We start from the raw sequence: 20,502 nt of genomic DNA, 5'->3' as shown, positions 1-20,502 counted from the left end.
TCAGGTGTTATTGATTAGCACCTGAGCTTTTCCTTATTAGATGAAATGTAGAACGCCCAAATGATAGAAAATATTAGCCAAAACAAAGTCTTTAATGGTTGGCAAAAACAATATACCCACAACTCTAAAAGCCTGAACTGCAACATGCGTTTTACTATCTACCTGCCACCACAAGCTAATGCCAGTCATCCTGTGCCTGTGCTTTATTGGCTGTCAGGCCTTACCTGCACCGATGAAAACTTTATGCACAAAGCAGGTGCATTTCGCAAAGCCGCCGAACTAGGTATCGCGATTGTTGCGCCTGATACCAGCCCACGCGGTGAACTTGTGGCGAATGATGAAGGTTATGATTTGGGGCAGGGCGCTGGTTTTTATCTCAATGCAACGCAGGCTCCTTGGTCTGAGCATTACCAAATGTATGATTACATTACCCAAGAGCTACCAGCGTTAATCGAAGCCAATTTCCCAGTGTCATCAGTAAAATCTATTGCTGGCCACAGTATGGGCGGCCACGGTGCGCTTACCATAGGGTTAAAGAACCAAGCGGCGTATCGCGCAATTTCGGCGTTTAGCCCAATTGCCAACCCAATGCGCTGCCCTTGGGGTCAAAAAGCGTTTGCTGCTTACTTAGGTAGCGATAAATTAACTTGGCAAGACTATGATGCCAGCTACTTGCTCGCGCAAGGTAAAGCAGATTTACCTATGTTGGTGGATCAAGGTGATGCCGATCAATTTCTCACCGAACAGTTAATGCCGGAAGCGCTAATGGCAGCGGCGGAACAACATGGTTCAGATCTAACCCTGAGAATGCAGCCTGGCTATAATCACAGCTATTACTTTATCGCCAGCTTTATTGATAAACACTTAGACTTCCATGCCAAGTATTTAATGTCTGTTTAATGCTTTAATTACCAAGCCATTAGCAATAGGTAAGGGCTTGATGCCCTTATATGCTTATATGAAAGGTTAATAAATATCAAAAGCTTGGCAGAAGTTTAGAGACTTGAATTTCGTATATTCAACCTTATGAATAAGGTGACAAAAGTTGAATATTAGGGCAGGGTTTTAACCTTATGGCGAAATTTTTCTGGTGATGAAATTCGACTCCCTACGATTAAAATTTCTATAAGAGGGTCATTATGACAATCGACATTAAGAAAGTTGACTACCACAACGCACAACAAATGGCAGATTTGATCACTATATTAGATAGCTACGCCCAAGATCCCATGGGCGGTGGTGAGTCGCTTTCGCCAGAAACGAAAAAGCACTTGGCAAGTGAATTACAAAAACGCTCATTTATGACCAGCTTGATCGCTTATGTGGATGGCAAGCCAGTGGGTTTAGCCAATTGCATCGAGAGCTTTTCGACTTTCGCCTGTAAACCTATCCTGAATATTCACGATATGGCGGTGATCGGTGACTTTCGTGGTTTAGGGTTAAGCCAACAATTGCTTAATGCTGTCGAGGAGCTGGCCAGAGAAAAGGGCTGTAGCAAGGTGACGCTGGAAGTACTCTCTGGCAATAAAGTAGCGATGAATGCCTATGAAAAATTTGGTTTTACCGGTTATGAGTTAGATCCAGCGATGGGTAAGGCAGAGTTTTGGGAGAAAAAGCTCAAATAACCACATCAAGCGCTTTGTCGCCTATTGCCTGATAGCTTTGGTGATTCCTATCCTTGGTGAGCAAAGCGACGCGTTAAAACGAGATAGCGCGTCGTTTTCCTGAATTGTGAGCTGGTGACTGCGAGTTACCTTGGGGTTTATCTCTGTGCTTACCCTTAGGCTTTCCTGACGCATTTTTTCGCTTTGTGCTATTACTGCTCGCAGTCGCCTTGTGTTGAGTTTTATTGCTGCCTTCTGCAGTTTTGTGACTAGATTTGTTGGCACTTTGCTTGTTGGCGAGACGTGGTGACGGAGCCGCTGGATTATCACTTGCTGATTCCGTGCGTAGTTTATTCGCTTTGCTATTTTCGTGAGTGCTTTCGAATGATGTTGCTAAGGCTGGTTCAAGTTCATGATTAGAAGCCGGAACAAATTGTACTTCGATAATATTGTCACCTAATTGGATAAAATCTCCATCGTAGACTTTTTTACGCTTTTGCAGCTCAATCTCGTTATTTAGTAGCACATAACCTTCGGCTATAAGTAACTTGGCTTCGCCACCACCTGACACTAAGTCTGCAATTTTGAGTAATTTATAGAGTTCAATTGGCTGCTGATCTATCTCTACAAGGTATACATTGGTCATGATAGTAAAAATCTAAAAAATAATTTAAAAATTTTATCACACCTGAACGAGCACTGCATTGCCAATAAAATCAACAGATTGGTTAAAAAACAACCTTGAGCTGGTGCTGAAAGTGTGCGCTGGTTGAACAAGATGTTTAAAAAATGCACTTGTTTACAACTTCTTAGTCTGTATAATTCGCGGCGCAAGAAACGGCAAGGTATCTGAAAAGGTATTACGCAAAGCTTTCGGTCTAAGGTAATGCAAATTGCACTTACTATGATAGCGAGGCTACCTACTGCAGCAGGGACCTTATGCGCGTTTCAAGTATGTACTTTACTTTTTATTTTTTGACTTGTTGTGTAAGGGTTTTAACTCATGAAAAAATTATTGCTAGTTCCAGCAATCGCGTTAATCTCATCTGTATCTGTTGCTCCTGCGGCAAACGCTAATAACTTAGCGCAAAGCCTATGTGAATACGTTTCAGCTGACGACAAAAAGCGCCTGCGTTCGTTCTTAAAAAGCAATAACTTAAAAATCCGCTCTGTATTTGACGGTGTTCAATGTAACGGCCAAAACTTATTGGCATTTGCTTCATCAAAAAGCGCTGTAAAAACTGGCTCATTGATGATCAGCAAACTTCCAAAAGCGAAAGTAAGAAGCTCGCTAGCATCGATTACTGATGCAACCTTAGCTCAAGCCGCTAACAAGCGTGTAAACGGCTAATTCGTCGAGAAGAATTTTGAAAAAAGCGAGCTTAGGCTCGCTTTTTTTACGTCTCAAATTTAGGTTATACCAATTGAATTAATGAGTTGATCAATTATGGTGCCGGAAAAAAGTTCATAAACACAGGTTTTATGCTCCCAGCAAAACCTAAGTAACTACATCCATGTAGGCAAGGCGCTATTTGCAGGTAACTAGTTGTTCTAATTTCAAAAATAACAACGAAGTTAATGAGCGTTTTAACCAGACAGAATGATCAAGTATTTATTGAAATTAGAGTTTGAGTTTCATACCAACTAGCATCGCGGTGATAAATAGTAAGCTTTCCTTTGGGTTTATACTTATGCTCGCAATTGCAGGCCCCGGGCAATAACCACTGAGTCCCCAGCCAACACCAAATAAAGCAGCGCCGATCACTAGCTGCCAATCAACATTGGTTTTACTTGGCAGTTTAAAAGCTCCAGAGAATAGGGGCGCGCTTTGCTTTGCAAAGATGAATTGATAGCCTACCAGCGTCGTCAACAGAGCAGAGCACATGACAAGTGCGAGTCGAAAATCCCAATTCCCAGTGATATCTAAAAAACCGATCACGGCTAAAGGGTTAGTCATTTGTGCGAGTGACAAGCCAAACCCAAACAAGGTACCGATGAGCAGTGCTAACACGAGTTTCACTATATTTGTTACCTCTCTTTTCTTAGCGTCATCACTAAAGTTTGGTTAGGAAGACGGTAGCAATTGCGCTACTCATAAAAAGGCAGGTGGCGACAAGAGAACGCTTTGATAAGCGAGCAATACCACACACGCCATGGCCGCTAGTACAACCATTGCCTATTCGCGTCCCAAAACCAACAAGTAAACCCGACATGATTAAGGTCGTGGTTGAAAAATTTTCGCGAATGGCAAATCGAACGCCATGTATTTCGCTGTAAAGCCATCCACCTAAGGCCAAGCCACAAATAAAATAGAGCTGCCAGCTAGTCATTAGCTTGTTCTTTGTGCTTTTATCAGTGTTTAGCAGCTGACCAATAACACCACTTATTCCTGCTATTCTCCCTAAAAGCGCCATCATTAATACGGCGCTTATGCCAATAAGTGTACCGCCTGCAAGTGCAGCCGCTATCAACTGGTTGTTAGCTTCAACCATTCGTTATAGCCTCCCTTGAGTGAATGCACATTATTAAAGCCCATATTTGACAATGACTTAGTAGAAAGGGCTGAACGCCCGCCAGATTGACAATAAAGCAAGATATTGGCAGAAGCTTGCTCTAAAGCGGAAAGCGTGATTAGTGCCGGGTGATTCATCAGTTGAAATTCGAGTAAGCCCCGCGCGATATGTGTGGCGTTTGGCAGCATACCTTTGGTAATTTCACTGGGCTCCCTGATATCGATCAAAACATACATTTTGGGGTTGCTTTGCCATTGCTTGATATCCAGTTCGTTAATTTTTGTTTGAACTTCATTAACATACTCATGTGGAGATTTAATCATGAAACGCGCTCTCGTTTGTAGGACAAAAGATTTGATGCAGAACATCAATAATTTTGATGCTGTTTTCATCGGCTAAGGAGTAAAAAATAGTTTGTGACTCACGTCGAGTTTTCACCAGCTGGTGTTCACGTAACACCGCAAGGTGCTGTGACAACGCCGATTGGCTAATGTCGGCAATTTGAGTTAACTCGCCAACGGTTTTTTCACTTTCAATGAGTGTGCATAGCACGAGTAACCGAGTGGGATGACTAAGACGTTTTAAGTAGTCGCTAGCTAACGACACTTGCTGCTGTAACTGTTGTGGGCTCATATGATTTCGCTATTTGTACTGTTTTTAATGTAATATCATTAGGCAATTTAGGGTGTGCTAATTTAGCTTTATCTAATGTATTATTGGTTAGATAATAAATTACTAATTTAGAAAAGTCTAATGTAATGAAGAATCTTATTTCTATATGCATTTATTCTTTGTAGGTTTGCTTTAATTCAGTTTGTTTTAATTCAGTTTGGTGAAATTTGGGAGTTGCCCAAGAATACAATTGTGATTAAGCAGCAGGGGGGTTATTGCTCTAATGCGCTACGGGAAAAGCAACTTAATAAATAGATTCTCTATTGTGATGTCAAATGGTGCGCGGAGCGTTGAAATGATCGAATATCTGGGGAGACATTTATCGTCTTTTAAATTTTTAAGTTAAGTGCAGGGTTATGCTTAAAGTAACGCGACTGGCAAACGGAGTAGTGATCTCGCCAACTTTTACAGTGTAAGGTGTTTTTATATGGTAGTTGCCTTGAGTAACTCATAAAAAACGAATTTTTATCCGGTAATTGTCTTTATTGAGCTATATAAAGCGAAGGCTAACAGGTCTTTATTTGCTTCGTTCATACTTTTAAACCTATGAAAAGTATGTAAAACCAACATTTCGCCTGATTAATATCCACTTGAACGTATTTCACAGTGAAATTGATAAAAATCGAATTTTTTGTGTTGACAGTAAATCAAAGCTCCCTATAATACGCCCCCACAGAGACGGACGGTTAGCTCAGTTGGGAGAGCACCGCCCTTACAAGGCGGGGGTCACTGGTTCAAGCCCAGTACCGTCCACCACTTACTTTTTGAGAATGCGAGTGGTTAAATAAGCAAAACTCAATGACCCGGACGGTTAGCTCAGTTGGGAGAGCACCGCCCTTACAAGGCGGGGGTCACTGGTTCAAGCCCAGTACCGTCCACCACTTATATTTTTGAGTATACGAGTGGTTAAATAAGTAAAACTCAATGACCCGGACGGTTAGCTCAGTTGGGAGAGCACCGCCCTTACAAGGCGGGGGTCACTGGTTCAAGCCCAGTACCGTCCACCACTTATATTTTTGAGTATACGAGTGGTTAAATAAGCAAAACTCAATGACCCGGACGGTTAGCTCAGTTGGGAGAGCACCGCCCTTACAAGGCGGGGGTCACTGGTTCAAGCCCAGTACCGTCCACCACTTATTTTTGAGAATGCGAGTGGTTAAATAAGCAAAACTCAACGACCCGGACGGTTAGCTCAGTTGGGAGAGCACCGCCCTTACAAGGCGGGGGTCACTGGTTCAAGCCCAGTACCGTCCACCACTATTTTACTAGTGGCTAAACAAGTAATATTTTATGACCCGGACGGTTAGCTCAGTTGGGAGAGCACCGCCCTTACAAGGCGGGGGTCACTGGTTCAAGCCCAGTACCGTCCACCACTTCTTAAAGTTAAATTCTCTTATTTTATTTCTTTAAATCATTGGTAAGAGAAGAGCACCTTCAACTCTTTACACCCGCGCCAAGTCACTGGTTCAAGCCCAGTACCGTCCACCATTTCATAAAATTAAATCTCCTTATTTCTTTGAAGCATTGGTAAACAAAGAGCACCTTCATCTCTTTGCAACCCGCGCCAAGTCACTAGTTCAAGCCCAGTACCGTCCACCACTTCTTAAAGTTAAATCCTTTTATTTTATTTCTTTAAATCATTGGTAAGTGAAGAGCATCTTCTACTCTTTACATCCGGGCCAAATCACTGGTTCAAGCCCAGTACCGTTCGCCAATTCTTAAAGTTAAATCTCCTTATTTTATTTCTTTAAAGCACTGGTAAGCGAGAGAACCTTCTACTCTTTTCAGTCTGTACTTTGGCTCCAAGAGAATTTTTTACAACGCAAAGCAACATCAGTACAAATGCCCTACAATTAAAACCAATTGAATTAATTAATTGATCAATTCAGAGCGCTATCAGCGGTGGGAGAACAAGCCAAATTTTTGTTGATATAGTTATTCTACATCTCATTAATTTGGCGCCGTTATCGAGACGCTGATACGCTCCCAAAGGGCGAGTTTAAAAGGCTCATATGCTGCGTTATTGATTTTGACAAGGGAGCGACCATTCTCTGCAATCAATGCCTTGCCTCTAAGCCTTTTAATTCTCGCTGAATGATTAAGTAGTTATTTCAATTGGTATAAATAGGATGTAGGACACATATGTAAGCGTTAGTTATTTCGCTTGCAAAGCAGCACTTTTAATTAGCGTTGTAAAAAATAAGGACTATCCAATGAAAAATTTTGTCTCTAGTCATACCTATCACCATTTGAATTTAGATGCGCGTGTTAAACCCAACCGAGCCCGCGTAAAATTGAATATTGTGGATAAAAAAGATCCCGATACTTGGTACATGACATTTTCAAAAAACAAAGTAGACAACTTTGTTACCTACATACAACGTGGACAAGAAAAGCTTACCGCGTCAATTTATGTGCACGTTCGGGGTGACGCAAAGCTGAGCTTTGCAAAGTCTGGCAGTGCGTCTTGTCAGCAAGTTTTTGATGGTGTGTTATTTGCGGCTGGCAATGAACAAATGCAAAAGCTCAATGCAATAGAGACTGAACTAGAAGGTGATGATCTCTTGCGGATTACCATCATTCCCTCTGATTTTTGGTACACCAATAGTCGATCTCAAAATGCACACTATGCGGGCAATAAAGTGGGGTTTCGTTTTGTGATGCGAGATAGAGAAGACAATTTATTTTTTTCTCACGACCCTATGATTATTCTTCCTGATTGGGAGCCAAATTAAACCAAGCGAGATCAAACCATGTTATCGCAATGCCTGAGTCAAGTGCTTTAGTTTTGTACGCTGAGGCGGTTGAAGTATCGCCTAATAGTGAATAGATCAAGCAAAGGTAGTAATAGGTGTAGGGATCTTCAATTGTATCACGTTCAACTTTTAGCAACTCAAGCTGAGCTTCATCATATTTATTTGTATGGGCTAGTGCTTGCGCCAAGGTTAAGGTGTCGTTTTGCGTTTTTTTCGGCAACTGACTGATTTGCTTAATGACTGTCTCGTAATAACTAAAAGCGAGCTGTTTATCACCAAAGATGCTCTCAGCATCGGCAAGGTTGATCAATATTTGTGGGTTTGACGGCGAGAGCTTGTGGGCTTTTCTTAAATGTTTTAGCGCATTTTCACTGTCATTTTGCATAGTGTAGGCAAAGCCTATATTTGATTGGGTGATCGGGTTGTTTCCTTGGTTCATTGCAATCAGTTGTTGATAGGTCGAAATGACACCGCGCCAGTCACCTTCGTAATGACGCAGAACGCCATATAACTCTAAGCCCTTTGTATGGTCTGGAACTCTAACAAAAAGCTTGTCTAAAGTAGCCGATGCATCTGCCAATTCGCCAGATTTGAACAGCATGAGTGCATAGTTGAATAAATGTTTCGCTGCTGGGCGCTCTTTAATTAAATCTGAGAGCAGATTACGACCTTTTACTATGATACCTTGGCTAAAATACCACCTTGCGCGTAAGGACTTTACTGAGTCATCAACACGGTATTTATTCTCAAGCCTCGTAAGCCACTGATCTGCCTCATCGAAGTTTTGTGCACGGATCTCTAACGCGGCAATTGAAATCATCATTCTGTTGGTAAGGTTTTCCGTTGAGTTTTCTGCCGAAGAGACAAGTTCGCGTGCTTTTTCAAGCCAAGCAGTATCTCGCTGTCGGTAGAATTGCTTGCTATAGGCTTCGAGCAAAATATGGCATATTTCCTCATATCGACACTCGCCCTCGGCCAGCGCTTCCAATGAGTCGATGTAATGCATTAGTGATAACTCGTTATTTTGAAACGCTTGTTTTAAGCCTAAAAAGGTACGAAAAGACTGTTCGTCTGACGCAGGCATTCGCGAGTCTTTATCGCCATCTAACCAAGGTGTGAGGAAAGAGTGAATCAAATCGCTAATGTAGAGTAGACGATCTGTGGGCACTTGCACTTGCTGCTGATCGACCAACACCGCAGGAGTTCCTTGCCAAAGGCTAAACGTAACCGCACATTGACTCGTTAAACAATCGAGCTGAGTGAATAGCACTTCATCCGCGGCAGTGACTTGCTGAATTTGCTTGATATTTGCCGGCTTTCCCGAGAGTGGGCTAACTTCGTCAGCAGCAACCATGCTGTTTTGCTCTAAAGACTGAATAACTTGAATGGTTGCCTGATTTATCGAGGCCTTAATCAGCGGTATATCAGGGTGGTCATCGCCGGATAATACAATGGGATCGAGTACGGCGATATAACGCGGTGTTGGCGGCCAAACAAACCAAGCTATCAAGGCTAACAACATGAAGGTAGTGACAAATGCTAATCCTTTACGTGTGTTGCTTTTTGCCTTGTTTTTATACTCTAGCTTTACTCGTGCCGCTTCTAGTGCCGGGTTATCTTGCGAAATGGTTATATTACCAAAGGGCGAAAGCTCGGTGTTGAGCACACTCTTAATCGTTGTGATTACCTGCTGAGCCGACTGAGGGCGGTGCTCTGGTGTTTTGTTCAGCAGTTTCAGTACCAAAGAGTCAATGCGCTCATAACCTGTTTTTGGCTCAGCGGGTGTCGAGTTAAGAATATTGTCCAACGTTTGTTTGGAATTGTTTTGTTCGGCAAAAGGGTGCCTGTGCATTAGCATTTGATAAAGTAATACGCCTAGTGAAAATAAGTCGCTGCTAATGCCAATATGCGTTTGTTGAATTTGCTCAGGACTTAATGAATACACGCTGCCTGCCATTGGGCTTGGCGATTGCTGATGAATCGGTTTTGCAATGCCCAGATCGCCCACTTTCAAGCATTGATTTTCATCAAAAAAACAGTTTTCAGCTTTGACATCCTGATGAACCAAGCCGACCTGATGAATAGCGTGCAAACCTTTAGCAATTTCTAATGCGTAAGAAAGGGCCGACTTTAAATCAGGGTGAGAAGACGCTAGGCGATCGGCAAGCGTTTCGCCTGGAAGGTATTCCATAACTAATGCAGTTTGAGATTGGTACATGACTACATCGTAGATGGTGACCACATGAGGATCGTGAATGGAAGCCACTCTTTTCGCTTCCTGTAGCACATCATCTTGCTCGTAAGCATGCAGCAACTTTATCGCTACCTTACGAGACAAGCGCGGGTCGAAGGCTTTGAAAACGGTACTACTGCTTCCTTTTCCTAAAATAGATTCAATCTGGTAGTGCCCAATCTCGCCAGATGGAACCATGTGTTCCACCACTAGTGAGTCAGACCAATTTCATGCAATCGACGTATTAGTGCTTGTTTAGAGACTTGTAGCATATCCACCATCTGATCTAAGTCTCCACTGCAATCAGCAAAACTCGATTGAAGCTCAGCGGACGAAATATTGCTTGCACGGCGAAGCACAGGACTTGAGTCTATTCTTTGATATAACGCAGCGCGGGAGATAAGCAATTCACTGGCTGCAAGTTTGATCTGCCATTGATGCTTTTCCAATGCATTCAGTACCTCTTCATCATCAATTTCTCTGGGCTTTCTTCTTACTAAAGGCGGTGCTTCGATAGAGTTGTCAATCGCCATAGTAGGACTACTGGCGATCTGATGCTGTTTCTTAATCGTTTGTACAAAACTGTGCCAATCGAAACTACTTGCGTCAGTGCTGTCAAGCAAAGCAATACTTAACTGGGTTACCATGTTTTTTAATTGGCGGACATTGCCGGGCCACTCCAGCTGACAACACTGAGCAAAAAACCAAGCCCAATAACCAATCTCGCTTTGCTGCATATGTTGAAGCTTATCAAGTTGGTGCGTTTCGCTGAATTTAATCTGCAATAGCTTATGCAAGATTGGCGCTATATCTTCGCGACGATTGCGCAAGGGGGTGAGCTCAATCACCAAACCTGAAAGACGCTGTAACAAAGGCATTCTAAACGACTCTTGCCCTATTAGGGCTTCTAGGTTAGCGTCCGTTGCGGCAATAAAGCGCACATCTACCGCCGTATCCCGATTGCTACCAACAGGCTGCACGACCCCCGTTTCCAGCGCTCTGAGTAAAGCCGCTTGCACTTCAATCGATGCTTCACCAATTTCGTCTAAAAACAAACTGCTGTGATCTGCCTCTTTAAAGCAGCCATGTCTGCTTACCGCGCCAGTGAAACCGCCCTTAACGCTACCAAATAGCTCGGTATTAACAAGCTCCTTAGATATTGCTGCCATGTTAATGCAAACAAGCTTTTTATTGCTGCGTTCACTGTATTCATGAATAGCCTGCGCGACCACTTCTTTACCCGTACCCGACTCGCCTCGGATCAAAACAGGCGCTTTTAAACGGCCGACTTTGGCAACCAAATTTCTAACATTGGTGATATTTTCACTGACACCAACAAGTCCCATGTTGTCAGTGACGTTAAGGCTGAGGTTAGGGCAATAATGGCACAGCAAGACAATTCGACCTGAGAGGACAAAAAGTACGCCCTTGTCCAACATTTGCTCGGTCATATGCAGCTGTTCGATGCTGTCGTCTTCTGCGTTACTGATTGGTATGGGGCTATCCAAATTCGACAAATGCCAGCACTTTCCTTTCTTACAAAGCGATATCGGCGTTCGACTTAAAAAGGGATCGGCCAAGGGTTCGGGGGAGGGGTCATTAGAGCCTTGACCAAAAAGCGGCGATAAACGTGAAATAGCAACAGCAGAAGTATCAGGTTGGCATTGCTGGCCAATGCGTTGCAAATCTGGATGGAATACGATGGTAAGCGTTAAGCGTTGGCTATCGCGTTTAGGTTGTACTTTACACGGAACATGTTTCAGCGTCGGATTAATCATAATGACTCCCTGAACACTGCTAAAACTGCATCGGAACTGTGTCCCAATTAAAACAGCTTGCTACTTATCCTAGTGTCTAATATTTACACGGCCTGTATAAATATTAACTGCTATCACCGCGCTTTACCACACTAATTTGTGACATGTCACAAACACAAAAGTGACACGTACTCAACCTCCTTTAAATTTTAAATCATTGATAAATATATCTTAAATGTTGGCACATTTCTGTAAATAGCAAGTTGTCGGCTTATCAAAATTTCGTTTTGAACTGGCCGAAACCTCCTAACTTTCGACAAGTCGTGCTCGGCTCAACATGTTCGACAACTTAGGGATAACCAAAACCATTTCAGAGGATTAGAAAATGACATCTTCAAATGATGAAAATCAAGCATTCGAAGAGCAATTGCACAAGGTGATTAGTGTGCAGGAAGAAAACGAAGCCACGCTCTTTGAACTGGCCAACGTTAATGCCATTGGCGCAGGGTTTAAAGAAACCAAAAGCAAGACCACAGAAGATCTTTGTATCAAAGTGTTTGTTCAAAAAAAGCTGAGAAAGGCTGAATTGGATGACGCCGATATGGTACCCAAAACCTTAGGCGGCATTAAAACTGACGTAGTGCCAATAGGCGAAATTAAAGCGCAAGCCTATACGGCACGTCTTCGTCCTGCTCAACCTGGCTATAGCATCGGGCACTTCCGCATTACCGCAGGCACCTTTGGTTGCATGGTAAGGGACACTTGCTACCCCTGTCGCTATTACATCTTGAGCAATAATCACGTGTTAGCGAATAGCAATGCGGCGAAAGCTGGCGACGCAATTCTACAGCCTGGCCGTATTGATGGGGGTAACAACCCTGCAGACCGCATTGCCAGACTTTCCAGATTTGTGCCTATTCGCTTTGGCAGCTTACAAAAATATAACCTAGTAGATGCTGCAATCGCTCAGCCGCTGGATCAGCGCAACGTGTTTGCCTCCATCAAAAACCTTGGCATTCCAAAAGGTACTGAAGAAGCCACGATCGGTATGCCGGTTATTAAAACCGGACGCACTACCCAAACCACAACTGGCAGTGTCAGTGCCGTAAACGTGACTGTTGCCGTCAACTTTGGCTCTGCTGGCGTTGCTTATTTTAAAAACCAGTTTATGACGCCGGATATGTCCAATCCCGGAGACTCTGGTTCCGTGCTGCTGTCTAGAAAGGGTAAAAAAGTTGTCGGGCTGCTTTTCGCGGGCTCTAGCCAGGTCACTATTTTCAACAATATTCACAACGTGATGATGGCTTTGAATGTCACGCCAGTGACTGCCTAACGATCAATTTAAGGAGCAATTATTATGACTATGTCACATGAACTTGAAGCCATGAATGCGGCACTTATCGAACAAATTAAATCAGATGAACAGATGGCCATTGCACATAGCCAACAAGCTATGCATGAGCAAGGATTAAAAGCACAGTTTGAATGTGGCTGTGGTGAAGATAGCTTGGAATTGGCAGGTTTGAATACCAAAGCGTTGGCTGATCTGGAGGACAAAATCAACGAAAAGGACGATAGAGAATTTGTTGAGGCAGACGCTCTGCTGGCAGAAGAATCTGCCGATCCTGAACTAGTATCTAGGTTAGATGTGGAAAGTGGTTTTGCCCCAGAAGGTGCTCAAATTATTACACCTAGCTGGACAGATACCTTCAGCGACACACTGGAGCACAATGTGTTAGCCGAGAGCACTGATGTTTCAGCGCAACCTGTGCTTGGCGGCGGCACCAGTAAAAATGTCTGGAACTGGGCAAAAGGCAGTGGTTGGGGCTGTACTGGCGGCGTTGGGCAAAACACGCAAACTGTTTATTGGACATTCTGGTTCCGTCCAGAAGCCAGCCGTTTTTACTCGATCAAACCGCGCTTTCAGTTTAACGGCTATTACATCGCGAAAGCCAACGACAAATGGTACAATTGCAAAAATTCGCAAGTGAAAATCTCTGCGCACACGCAAGCGTATCAGTACAACTGGAAGCACAAAGATGGCGTCAACTTAGTCAACATTAACAAAGGAAATGTTAATGTGAATAAGCGTTTGGACGACAGTCGTTTTACCAGTTACTCAGCATTACTGGGTAAAAATGACTGGGCAGCCATTGTTTGTTCTGTCAGATTATATGTACGAGCACAAGGAGGCGGTTCATACGCGAAAAATGACTTTTCGACAGGTGCCAACAGAGTGGCAGTGCCTTATGTAATCGTGAACTAGGAAGCATGTAACGCCTACAAGGATGTGGGCGCTCTCAGTGAATACTGAACATGAGTTGTTATTGAAAATGAGCTAATCGTGAATATGGTTTAATCGTTAAAATAAAGAGACGATCATGAATAACAAACTGGACGCCTTAATCGTTAAGTTAGAAGCAGACGCACTAGCAACTCCCGGCGTTGTGGGCTTAGGGGAAGGGTTGTCTAAGTCTGGTAAACCTTGCCTAAAACTGCTGGTGGATATTCCTCCTGAAAAATTTGTCTTACCTGAACTACTCAATATTGCTGAAATAGAAATCGAATACATTGGACAAATAAACGCAGAATAAACAACTTCTGCGCTTTACAGCCTAACAAATCGCTAGTTCAAGCCTTTGAAGCCCAGCATCTGTGGTACTCGTATATTTTGAGCAATGATTGAGCAAAACTTAAACCTAGCGATATACACCATCCTTTACTTCCCTAATAAAAGCAGTGAACTACTACTGTTATCTATGGCTTTGCGCTGATAAAATAGCGCGCAATTTTTTCAGAATAACGAACGGGCACCTTATGCGTTGCCTGTTCACTCAATTAGTTGGTGAATAACTTATGACTTTAACTACGCGTTTTGCGCCAAGCCCAACCGGTTACCTTCACGTTGGTGGTGCTCGTACTGCTTTGTATAGCTGGTTATATGCAAAGAAAAATGGCGGCGACTTTATTTTACGCATCGAAGATACCGATCTAGAGCGTTCAACTCAGGAATCGGTTGATGCCATTATGGACGGTATGAACTGGTTAAAGTTAGATTGGACAAAAGGCCCTTACTTCCAAACGGAACGTTTCGACCGTTACAAAGAAGTAATTGCCCAGTTAATTGAATCGGGCAATGCTTACCGCTGTTACTGCACGCCAGAAGAAGTTGAAGCCATGCGTGAAGCAGCGCGTGAAAAAGGCGAAAAAGAAAAGTACAACGGTATGTGGCGTGACCGTACAGACTGGCCAGCAGACAAGCCTTATGTCATTCGCTTTAAAAACCCGTTAGACGGTGAAGTCGTGATCAAAGACTTGGTTAAAGGTGACATTGTAATTGCTAACCAAGAGCTTGATGACTTAATTATCGCGCGCTCAGACGGTAGCCCAACCTACAACTTAACCGTTGTGGTGGATGATTGGGATATGGGCGTAACACACGTCGTTCGCGGTGACGATCACGTTAACAATACGCCACGTCAAATCAACATTTTAAATGCCTTAGGTGCCACATTACCTGAGTACGCGCACATCCCAATGATCTTAGGTGATGATGGCAAGCGTCTATCTAAGCGTCACGGTGCGGTAAGCGTCATGCAATATCGCGACGAAGGTTATCTACCAGAAGCGTTATTAAACTACTTGGTGCGTTTAGGTTGGTCACACGGCGACCAAGAAATTTTCTCAATTGACGAAATGATTGAGCTATTTGACTTAACGGGCTGTAACCGCGCGCCATCTGCGTTTAACACAGATAAGCTTATCTGGGTAAACCAGCACTACATGAAAACCATGGATCCAGAATATGTGGCTGAACACTTAGCATGGCACATGACTGATCAAGGTATCAGTACTGACAATGGTCCAGTACTGGCTGAAATTGTGAAGGTACAAGCAGATCGCGTTAAAACATTAAAAGAAATGGCGCAAATCTCTAGCTACTTCTACCAAGACTTTACCGAGTTTGATGCCACAGCGGCGAAAAAACACTTACGCCCAGTGGCCGCAGAGCCATTAACCTTAGTAAAAGAAAAACTAGCTGCGCTTGAAAACTGGGTAGCAGCAGACATTCACGCTGCGATTAACGGCACGGCTGAAGAACTTGGCTTAGGCATGGGTAAAGTGGGGATGCCACTTCGCGTGGCGGCGACGGGCGCGGGTAATTCACCATCGCTTGATATCACCCTTGAGCTTTTACCAAAAGAAAAAGTGCTAGCGCGCATTGATATGGCGTTAGCGGTCATTGCTGAGCGCGTAGCGAACAGTTAATTATTTACTTGATGGCTACGAGCACGTAACCATTATCTTTTGAATGCTGAGCTGCGAATTCAAGCATTGTTGTAGCTCAGCATTTTTAGTTTTTATTAATTACATCGACTTTGTTAGTTAAGTTGGCTTGGTGATAGCAACTATACTAATTGAGGTCATTTAAGATTTTATTTTTAGGAGACAGTATTGAATTTTAGCAATTTTGGTTTAGATAAACGTTTAATGGAAAGTATTGAACATCAAGGGTTTACTGAGCCTACCGAAATTCAAACTAAAGCCATTCCGGTTGCAGTGGCAGGTCACGACTTAATTGCGTCTTCTAAAACCGGCTCAGGTAAAACCTTAGCCTTTATTCTGCCAGCTATTCAACGCGTTAGCACTCAGCGTGCGTTATCCAAGAAAGATCCACGCGTATTAATTTTGGCACCGACGCGCGAATTAGCGAAACAAGTATATGGTCAGCTGCGCCTATTCACCGCCAATACCCAATTTAAAACGGTATTAATTTTAGGTGGTGAAAACTTTAACGATCAGGTGAAAACGTTAAGTAAAGATCCACATTTTATTGTCGCAACACCGGGTCGATTAGCCGATCACTTAGACCAAGGGCATTTCTACCTGCAAGGCTTAGAGCTTTTAGTACTCGATGAAGCCGATCGCATGCTCGACTTAGGCTTTGCTGAGCAACTAGCGAAAATAAATAAGGCAGCCGATCATCGTAAACGCCAAACCTTATTATTCTCAGCCACCTTAGACCATGCACAAGTCAATGACTTTGCTGCTGACTTACTCAAATCACCAAAGCGTATCGCGATTGAACACGGTCACACTGAACACCAAGATATTAATAAACGGTTTTATTTAGTCGATAACTTAGACCACAAACAAGCCATGCTCAGCCATGTGCTGAAAAACGAAGACATTCAGCAGCTGATCATCTTTACGGCAACACGCAGTGATACTGAGCGTTTGGCGGGTGAGTTAAGCGAGCAGGGCATAGACGCCATTGCCCTAAGTGGCGATTTAAACCAAAGCAAGCGCAACCAAATTATGGAAAGTTTTGCCAAAGGTCGTCATAAAGTGTTGATCACTACAGATCTTGCTTCGCGTGGTTTGGACTTAATGAATGTTTCGCACGTGATCAACTTTGATATGCCCAAGCATACCGAAGAATTTGTCCACCGTATTGGTCGTACAGGGCGTGCAGGTAACAAGGGTGACGCCATTTCATTTGTTGGCCCTAAAGACTGGATCAGCTTTAAAAATGTCGAAGGCTTTTTACAGCAAACCATCAGCTTTGATGAAATTGATGGCTTAAAAGCCAAGTTTAAAGGCTTAAAACCTAAGCCTAAGAAAAAGCCCGTGAAAAAAGCGCAGCCGAAAAAAGCGGCAGCTAAAAGTACTGTGCCAAAAGCCAAACGCGTGAATAAGAAAACCATGTTTACACTACAAGACGCGGGCGATATGCCAATTATGCGTAAAGGCCCGAAATTAGCGCCTGACGAGATAGATCGCGAAATAGATAAACAAGACGACGAGTAAGGCAGGGTATTTAAGCGTGTTTAAAGGAGTAAACGCATGACAATTCTCTTGGTTAGCGATATTTTTGGTCGCACACCTGCGTTTGAAGCGCTCGCCAAGTCACTTGATGACATCGCAGGCTCACCAACAATCTTGTTCGACCCATACCAAGGTGAAAATCTTAATTTCGCGGACGAGCAAGTTGCCTACCAATACTTTTCTCAGCATATTGGCGTTGAAACTTACGCCAATATGCTAGCTGAATTCTTAGCTTTTTTACCTAACAAATCACCACAAACGCCATTAATCATTCTAGGCTTTAGTGTTGGGGCTTCTGCTGCTTGGCTACTTGCATGTAATGATACAAAAAGTGAATGTTCATCGAATGTTAGCTTGCCCCAAGTCGCTCAGGTTATCGGGCTTTACGGCGGTCAAATTCGCAAGTACGCAGATTTACGACCAAGCGTTGCGACAACGTTAATATTTCCCGAGTCTGAAGCACATTTTGATGTGACAGCACTCACTCAAAAGTTGGCTACAATAACGAATGTTAAATCGTCCCAAGTACCTTACCTACACGGTTACTTAAATCAGCACTCAGAGAATTTTAATCAGGCAGGTTACGATAGCTTTTTAACAAACGTTAAATATTTAATTGGCTAGTTCGCAGTAACAACGGCTAAACCAAGAATAAAAACGCGAATAAACCAACGTGTGACCTTTAGACAGAGAAGTACGATAGGTACTGCTCTGTCAACGATGCGATATATTTTTTAGCTGTACTAGCGCAAAGTCGCTAGTGGCGATTGATTTTCTCTAAATATACTTCAAATTCATCGGCTGGCATGGGCTTAGCGTAATAGTAACCCTGAGCTTCGTCGCAATTCATTTGTGTTAAAAAGGCTTCTTCTGCAACGTCTTCAACACCTTCGGCGAGTACTTTGAGTTTCATTGATTTGCCGAGATTTAAAATCATTTCGATAATGGCTTGGTCATCTTCGTTTTCAATCACGTTGCGCACAAACGATTGATCAATTTTAAGACGATTGATCGGTAGCCGCTTGAGATAACTTAAAGACGAGTAGCCTGTACCGAAGTCATCTATCGCTAATTCAATGCCTAAATCGCGCAATTGCGAGAGCTTGGTAATAATTTCGCTAATATCAGCCATTAGCGCTGTCTCGGTTACTTCGAGCTCTAACCATTTCGGATCTAATCCAGATGCTTGTAATGCCTCGTCTACTTCTCTAACAATCGTCTCTTGTTCAAATTGTACGCCAGATACGTTGACGGCAATTCTGAAAGGCTTAAAGCCTTGATCTTGCCATTGTTTGTTAAGACGACACGCTTGCTCTAGTACTTTGTTGCCGATAGGTACAATCAACCCTGATGTTTCAGCTGCGGGTATAAAGAAAAAAGGCGAAATTAACGTACCGTCTGCCTTAATCCAGCGCAGCAGTACTTCAGCGCCGACCAGTTCGCCAGAGCTTAATTCAAATTGCGGTTGGAAATAGGGCACTAGTTCATTTTTGCCAATGGCTTGTTTTAGCTCCTTAATCATGGTGACACGTTGGTCGAGCGCATCTGAAAGCTCAGGCGTATATGTGACGATTTTATGCGTATGACTGGTTTCAGCTTGATGCAATGCGATATTGCCGTGGGCTATGATCTCATTAACTTGCTGATTATCTTTGACATGTTTAACAGCAATTGAAATGCTCACATGAACTTGATGATCGTCAATAGCGAACGGCGTTTGCAGGCATGCTAATAGATGCTTGCTCAATGCCTCTGTTTGTAGTGCGTTTTCGCTTTGGCTAGCTGAACTTTGTTTGGCTGAACTATTTTTGGAGGAAATAATGGAAAATTCCGTGGTGTTAAAGCGAGCAACGTAGTCATCAGAGCATAAAGTAGTGATACGGTTAGCAACTTCGATAAGCAGTTTATCACCGACGTGATAGCCAAGCGTGTCGTTAATTTCGTTAAACTTATCGATTTTGACGATGAGTAAAGTAAGGTTGCCTTCACGGCTTGCTAGCTCAGACAAACGCGTTAGTGCCGAACTGCGGTTGGGTAAATTGGTCAGCGGGTCAAAAAACGCCAGTTGGCGAACCTCGCTTTCCAGTATTTGTCTTTTCTGTTCGCTGCGCTGGAAGTTTAAAAACGCGCTGCCTAGCTCGTTCACTTCTTTGTAACCACTGTGGGAAGTTTCTGTGCTAACAATTTTTCGCTCTGACAACGCTGTCATTGCCGCGGTGATGGAAGATAAAGGCGTGACGACTTTTTTAGCCAGATGACGATTAAACAAAACCAAAACCAATAAGCTGACAAAACTTGCAATTATCATCATCAAACTGAGTCGGTGTGCGCGTTCTAGGCTTAGTTCTGCGTCGACCGTGATCTCGATGATGCCGCGAACGTCGCCAAGTTGCCAATCTCTGCGAGACGAGTCTTGGTGTAAATTGTGGCAATCTACACATGCATTAGACGTGAATTTATCTGGTATCGCGACTTTCACTACGCGATGACCTTCTACTTCGTCAAAAATACTGACTGGCTGATCCGGGTTTTTCGTTAATTTCTGCCATGCACTTTGTTGAAATTCGTCCATGTTGCGATCTTTTCGCGAATAAAAAGGGTAGGGGCTAGTGACATTGACCCTTAGCTTATCCTCAGCGGAGTACGACTGTGCCATTTCCATTAAAAATGTCGCTGGGATGGGAATGGCGTTGTCGGTATACTTATGTAAATGGGTAATTTCAACACCTGTGTGATCACCAACTTCACTTAGTACGTTGTCAGCGTAATAATTTCTGATTTTCTGTAATGTTTGCGTCATATCAACGGCGGTTTCTACCGCATTGGCTTTAACTAAATTCTCGATCAGCCTTGGCGCAACGATCAGAACGACAACAATCGCGAGAATTGAAAATATAGGTAGCGGTACGGTGATGTACCACTGCAGTGCTTTTGGGCGCTGATATTGTTGTTTTAACAAATTGAATATCGACTTCATAGACAGAGTTTTTAGCGAGCGATGCTTACTAGATCGTTTTAATCGGCATTTTATTTCTTATCTAAGTCAATTGATTATAAAAAATCAATACGACTATTTGTTAATTACTCAGCGGCGCTTACATTTACGCTACCAAATGGCGATTTACGCAAACTATCGTT

17 protein-coding genes, 6 tRNA genes, 1 pseudogene and 1 riboswitch are annotated in these 20,502 nt (G+C 43.2%); of the genes and pseudogenes, 16 read left to right on the top strand and 8 right to left on the bottom strand.

Annotated features, from left to right (window positions below; genetic code table 11):
• Positions 1 to 60: 60 nt before the first annotated feature.
• Positions 61 to 900: an S-formylglutathione hydrolase gene (gene fghA, locus DXX93_RS12005; RefSeq protein ID WP_116008299.1), complete on the top strand. Its 840-nt coding sequence runs from the start codon at positions 61 to 63 to the stop codon at positions 898 to 900.
• A 239-nt stretch (positions 901 to 1,139) separates the two neighbouring features.
• Complete coding sequence (locus DXX93_RS12000; protein WP_116008298.1) at positions 1,140 to 1,625, top strand: GNAT family N-acetyltransferase; 486 nt, start codon at positions 1,140 to 1,142, stop codon at positions 1,623 to 1,625.
• 447 nt (positions 1,626 to 2,072) lie between these two features.
• Here DXX93_RS12000 and DXX93_RS21195 read toward each other — a convergent pair.
• Positions 2,073 to 2,250 (bottom strand): annotated as a pseudogene (locus DXX93_RS21195) (RNA-binding S4 domain-containing protein); the annotation flags it as partial.
• A gap of 183 nt (positions 2,251 to 2,433) precedes the next feature.
• Positions 2,434 to 2,528: riboswitch (cyclic di-GMP riboswitch) on the top strand.
• A gap of 79 nt (positions 2,529 to 2,607) precedes the next feature.
• Between DXX93_RS21195 and DXX93_RS11990 the strand changes: the two are divergent.
• A complete protein-coding gene (locus DXX93_RS11990; RefSeq protein WP_116008296.1) occupies positions 2,608 to 2,955 on the top strand; it encodes a DUF3718 domain-containing protein in 348 nt (115 codons plus the stop codon).
• Between the two features lie 270 nt (positions 2,956 to 3,225).
• On the opposite strand, the gene DXX93_RS11985 is transcribed toward DXX93_RS11990, so the two are convergent.
• The 4 genes from DXX93_RS11985 to DXX93_RS11970 are packed head-to-tail and all read right to left on the bottom strand — an operon-like array spanning position 3,226 to position 4,750.
• Positions 3,226 to 3,624, bottom strand: a complete 399-nt coding sequence (locus tag DXX93_RS11985) for a DUF6691 family protein (protein WP_116008295.1) — start codon at positions 3,622 to 3,624, stop codon at positions 3,226 to 3,228.
• Positions 3,625 to 3,658: 34 nt separating this feature from the next.
• Positions 3,659 to 4,096 (bottom strand): YeeE/YedE family protein, encoded by a 438-nt coding sequence (locus DXX93_RS11980; protein ID WP_116008294.1) that lies wholly within the window; start codon positions 4,094 to 4,096, stop codon positions 3,659 to 3,661.
• Positions 4,072 to 4,440, bottom strand: a complete 369-nt coding sequence (locus DXX93_RS11975) for a rhodanese-like domain-containing protein (protein WP_181902210.1) — start codon at positions 4,438 to 4,440, stop codon at positions 4,072 to 4,074. The genes DXX93_RS11980 and DXX93_RS11975 overlap by 25 nt, the downstream gene beginning before the upstream one ends.
• Complete coding sequence (locus tag DXX93_RS11970; RefSeq protein WP_116008292.1) at positions 4,433 to 4,750, bottom strand: ArsR/SmtB family transcription factor; 318 nt, start codon at positions 4,748 to 4,750, stop codon at positions 4,433 to 4,435. Before DXX93_RS11970 ends, DXX93_RS11975 begins: the two co-directional genes overlap by 8 nt.
• A gap of 719 nt (positions 4,751 to 5,469) precedes the next feature.
• On the opposite strand from DXX93_RS11970, the gene DXX93_RS11965 reads away from it, so the two are divergent.
• The 7 genes from DXX93_RS11965 to DXX93_RS11935 all read left to right on the top strand — a co-directional run bounded on the left by DXX93_RS11965 (position 5,470) and on the right by DXX93_RS11935 (position 7,524).
• Positions 5,470 to 5,545, top strand: a tRNA-Val gene (locus tag DXX93_RS11965).
• Between the two features lie 49 nt (positions 5,546 to 5,594).
• Positions 5,595 to 5,670 (top strand) — tRNA-Val (locus DXX93_RS11960).
• Between the two features lie 50 nt (positions 5,671 to 5,720).
• Positions 5,721 to 5,796 (top strand) — tRNA-Val (locus tag DXX93_RS11955).
• A gap of 50 nt (positions 5,797 to 5,846) precedes the next feature.
• Positions 5,847 to 5,922, top strand: a tRNA-Val gene (locus DXX93_RS11950).
• Positions 5,923 to 5,970: 48 nt separating this feature from the next.
• Positions 5,971 to 6,046 (top strand) — tRNA-Val (locus DXX93_RS11945).
• A gap of 40 nt (positions 6,047 to 6,086) precedes the next feature.
• Positions 6,087 to 6,162: transfer RNA gene (locus DXX93_RS11940), tRNA-Val, on the top strand.
• An 840-nt stretch (positions 6,163 to 7,002) separates the two neighbouring features.
• Complete coding sequence (locus DXX93_RS11935) at positions 7,003 to 7,524, top strand: hypothetical protein (protein WP_116008291.1); 522 nt, start codon at positions 7,003 to 7,005, stop codon at positions 7,522 to 7,524.
• Here the strand turns inward: DXX93_RS11935 and DXX93_RS11930 are convergent.
• Both DXX93_RS11930 and DXX93_RS11925 read right to left on the bottom strand, forming a co-directional pair.
• Entirely contained in the window at positions 7,496 to 9,976 is a 2,481-nt protein-coding gene (locus DXX93_RS11930) for a serine/threonine-protein kinase (protein ID WP_116008290.1), read from the bottom strand. The two genes, DXX93_RS11935 and DXX93_RS11930, sit on opposite strands and share 29 nt — an antisense overlap.
• An 11-nt stretch (positions 9,977 to 9,987) precedes the next feature.
• Positions 9,988 to 11,556, bottom strand: coding sequence for a sigma 54-interacting transcriptional regulator (locus DXX93_RS11925; protein ID WP_116008289.1), 1,569 nt, complete (start codon positions 11,554 to 11,556; stop codon positions 9,988 to 9,990).
• Positions 11,557 to 11,920: 364 nt separating this feature from the next.
• On the opposite strand from DXX93_RS11925, the gene DXX93_RS11920 reads away from it, so the two are divergent.
• The 6 genes from DXX93_RS11920 to DXX93_RS11895 all read left to right on the top strand — a co-directional run bounded on the left by DXX93_RS11920 (position 11,921) and on the right by DXX93_RS11895 (position 17,988).
• Positions 11,921 to 12,868, top strand: coding sequence for a hypothetical protein (locus tag DXX93_RS11920; RefSeq protein WP_116008288.1), 948 nt, complete (start codon positions 11,921 to 11,923; stop codon positions 12,866 to 12,868).
• Positions 12,869 to 12,892: 24 nt separating this feature from the next.
• The gene (locus DXX93_RS11915; protein ID WP_116008287.1) at positions 12,893 to 13,801 is read left to right on the top strand and encodes a hypothetical protein; all 909 of its coding nucleotides are present in this window, start codon (positions 12,893 to 12,895) and stop codon (positions 13,799 to 13,801) included.
• Between the two features lie 115 nt (positions 13,802 to 13,916).
• A complete protein-coding gene (locus DXX93_RS11910; RefSeq protein ID WP_116008286.1) occupies positions 13,917 to 14,129 on the top strand; it encodes a hypothetical protein in 213 nt (70 codons plus the stop codon).
• A 262-nt stretch (positions 14,130 to 14,391) separates the two neighbouring features.
• Positions 14,392 to 15,804 carry a glutamate--tRNA ligase gene (gltX, locus tag DXX93_RS11905; protein ID WP_116008285.1) on the top strand — a complete coding sequence of 471 codons (1,413 nt, stop codon included), beginning with the start codon at positions 14,392 to 14,394 and terminating at the stop codon, positions 15,802 to 15,804.
• 186 nt (positions 15,805 to 15,990) lie between these two features.
• Positions 15,991 to 17,346 (top strand): DEAD/DEAH box helicase, encoded by a 1,356-nt coding sequence (locus DXX93_RS11900; protein ID WP_116008284.1) that lies wholly within the window; start codon positions 15,991 to 15,993, stop codon positions 17,344 to 17,346.
• A 36-nt stretch (positions 17,347 to 17,382) separates the two neighbouring features.
• Positions 17,383 to 17,988, top strand: a complete 606-nt coding sequence (locus tag DXX93_RS11895; protein WP_116008283.1) for a hypothetical protein — start codon at positions 17,383 to 17,385, stop codon at positions 17,986 to 17,988.
• A gap of 133 nt (positions 17,989 to 18,121) precedes the next feature.
• Here DXX93_RS11895 and DXX93_RS11890 read toward each other — a convergent pair whose 3' ends face one another.
• Positions 18,122 to 20,341 (bottom strand): EAL domain-containing protein, encoded by a 2,220-nt coding sequence (locus DXX93_RS11890; RefSeq protein WP_116008282.1) that lies wholly within the window; start codon positions 20,339 to 20,341, stop codon positions 18,122 to 18,124.
• Positions 20,342 to 20,502: the final 161 nt, after the last annotated feature.

The sequence above is a fragment of the Thalassotalea euphylliae genome (genome assembly GCF_003390335.1).
In the GTDB taxonomy this organism is placed as follows: Bacteria; Pseudomonadota; Gammaproteobacteria; order Enterobacterales; family Alteromonadaceae; genus Thalassotalea_F; species Thalassotalea_F euphylliae_B.
The sequence above is the reverse complement of the archived record's forward strand: the minus strand, read 5'-3'. Positions and strand labels throughout refer to the sequence as shown.

Bases quoted from the DNA above. Each gene is read 5' to 3' on its own strand.
- DXX93_RS12000 (WP_116008298.1), top strand. From the start codon at position 1,140: ATGACAATCGACATTAAGAAAGTTGACTACCACAACGCACAACAAATG.
- DXX93_RS11990 (WP_116008296.1), top strand. From the start codon at position 2,608: ATGAAAAAATTATTGCTAGTTCCAGCAATCGCGTTAATCTCATCTGTA.
- DXX93_RS11925 (WP_116008289.1), bottom strand. From the start codon at position 11,556: ATGATTAATCCGACGCTGAAACATGTTCCGTGTAAAGTACAACCTAAA.
- DXX93_RS11930 (WP_116008290.1), bottom strand. From the start codon at position 9,976: ATGGTTCCATCTGGCGAGATTGGGCACTACCAGATTGAATCTATTTTA.
- DXX93_RS11890 (WP_116008282.1), bottom strand. From the start codon at position 20,341: ATGAAGTCGATATTCAATTTGTTAAAACAACAATATCAGCGCCCAAAA.
- DXX93_RS11895 (WP_116008283.1), top strand. From the start codon at position 17,383: ATGACAATTCTCTTGGTTAGCGATATTTTTGGTCGCACACCTGCGTTT.
- DXX93_RS11920 (WP_116008288.1), top strand. From the start codon at position 11,921: ATGACATCTTCAAATGATGAAAATCAAGCATTCGAAGAGCAATTGCAC.
- DXX93_RS11915 (WP_116008287.1), top strand. From the start codon at position 12,893: ATGACTATGTCACATGAACTTGAAGCCATGAATGCGGCACTTATCGAA.
- DXX93_RS11910 (WP_116008286.1), top strand. From the start codon at position 13,917: ATGAATAACAAACTGGACGCCTTAATCGTTAAGTTAGAAGCAGACGCA.
- DXX93_RS11980 (WP_116008294.1), bottom strand. From the start codon at position 4,096: ATGGTTGAAGCTAACAACCAGTTGATAGCGGCTGCACTTGCAGGCGGT.
- DXX93_RS11970 (WP_116008292.1), bottom strand. From the start codon at position 4,750: ATGAGCCCACAACAGTTACAGCAGCAAGTGTCGTTAGCTAGCGACTAC.
- DXX93_RS11975 (WP_181902210.1), bottom strand. From the start codon at position 4,440: ATGATTAAATCTCCACATGAGTATGTTAATGAAGTTCAAACAAAAATT.
- DXX93_RS11935 (WP_116008291.1), top strand. From the start codon at position 7,003: ATGAAAAATTTTGTCTCTAGTCATACCTATCACCATTTGAATTTAGAT.
- gltX (WP_116008285.1), top strand. From the start codon at position 14,392: ATGACTTTAACTACGCGTTTTGCGCCAAGCCCAACCGGTTACCTTCAC.
- fghA (WP_116008299.1), top strand. From the start codon at position 61: ATGATAGAAAATATTAGCCAAAACAAAGTCTTTAATGGTTGGCAAAAA.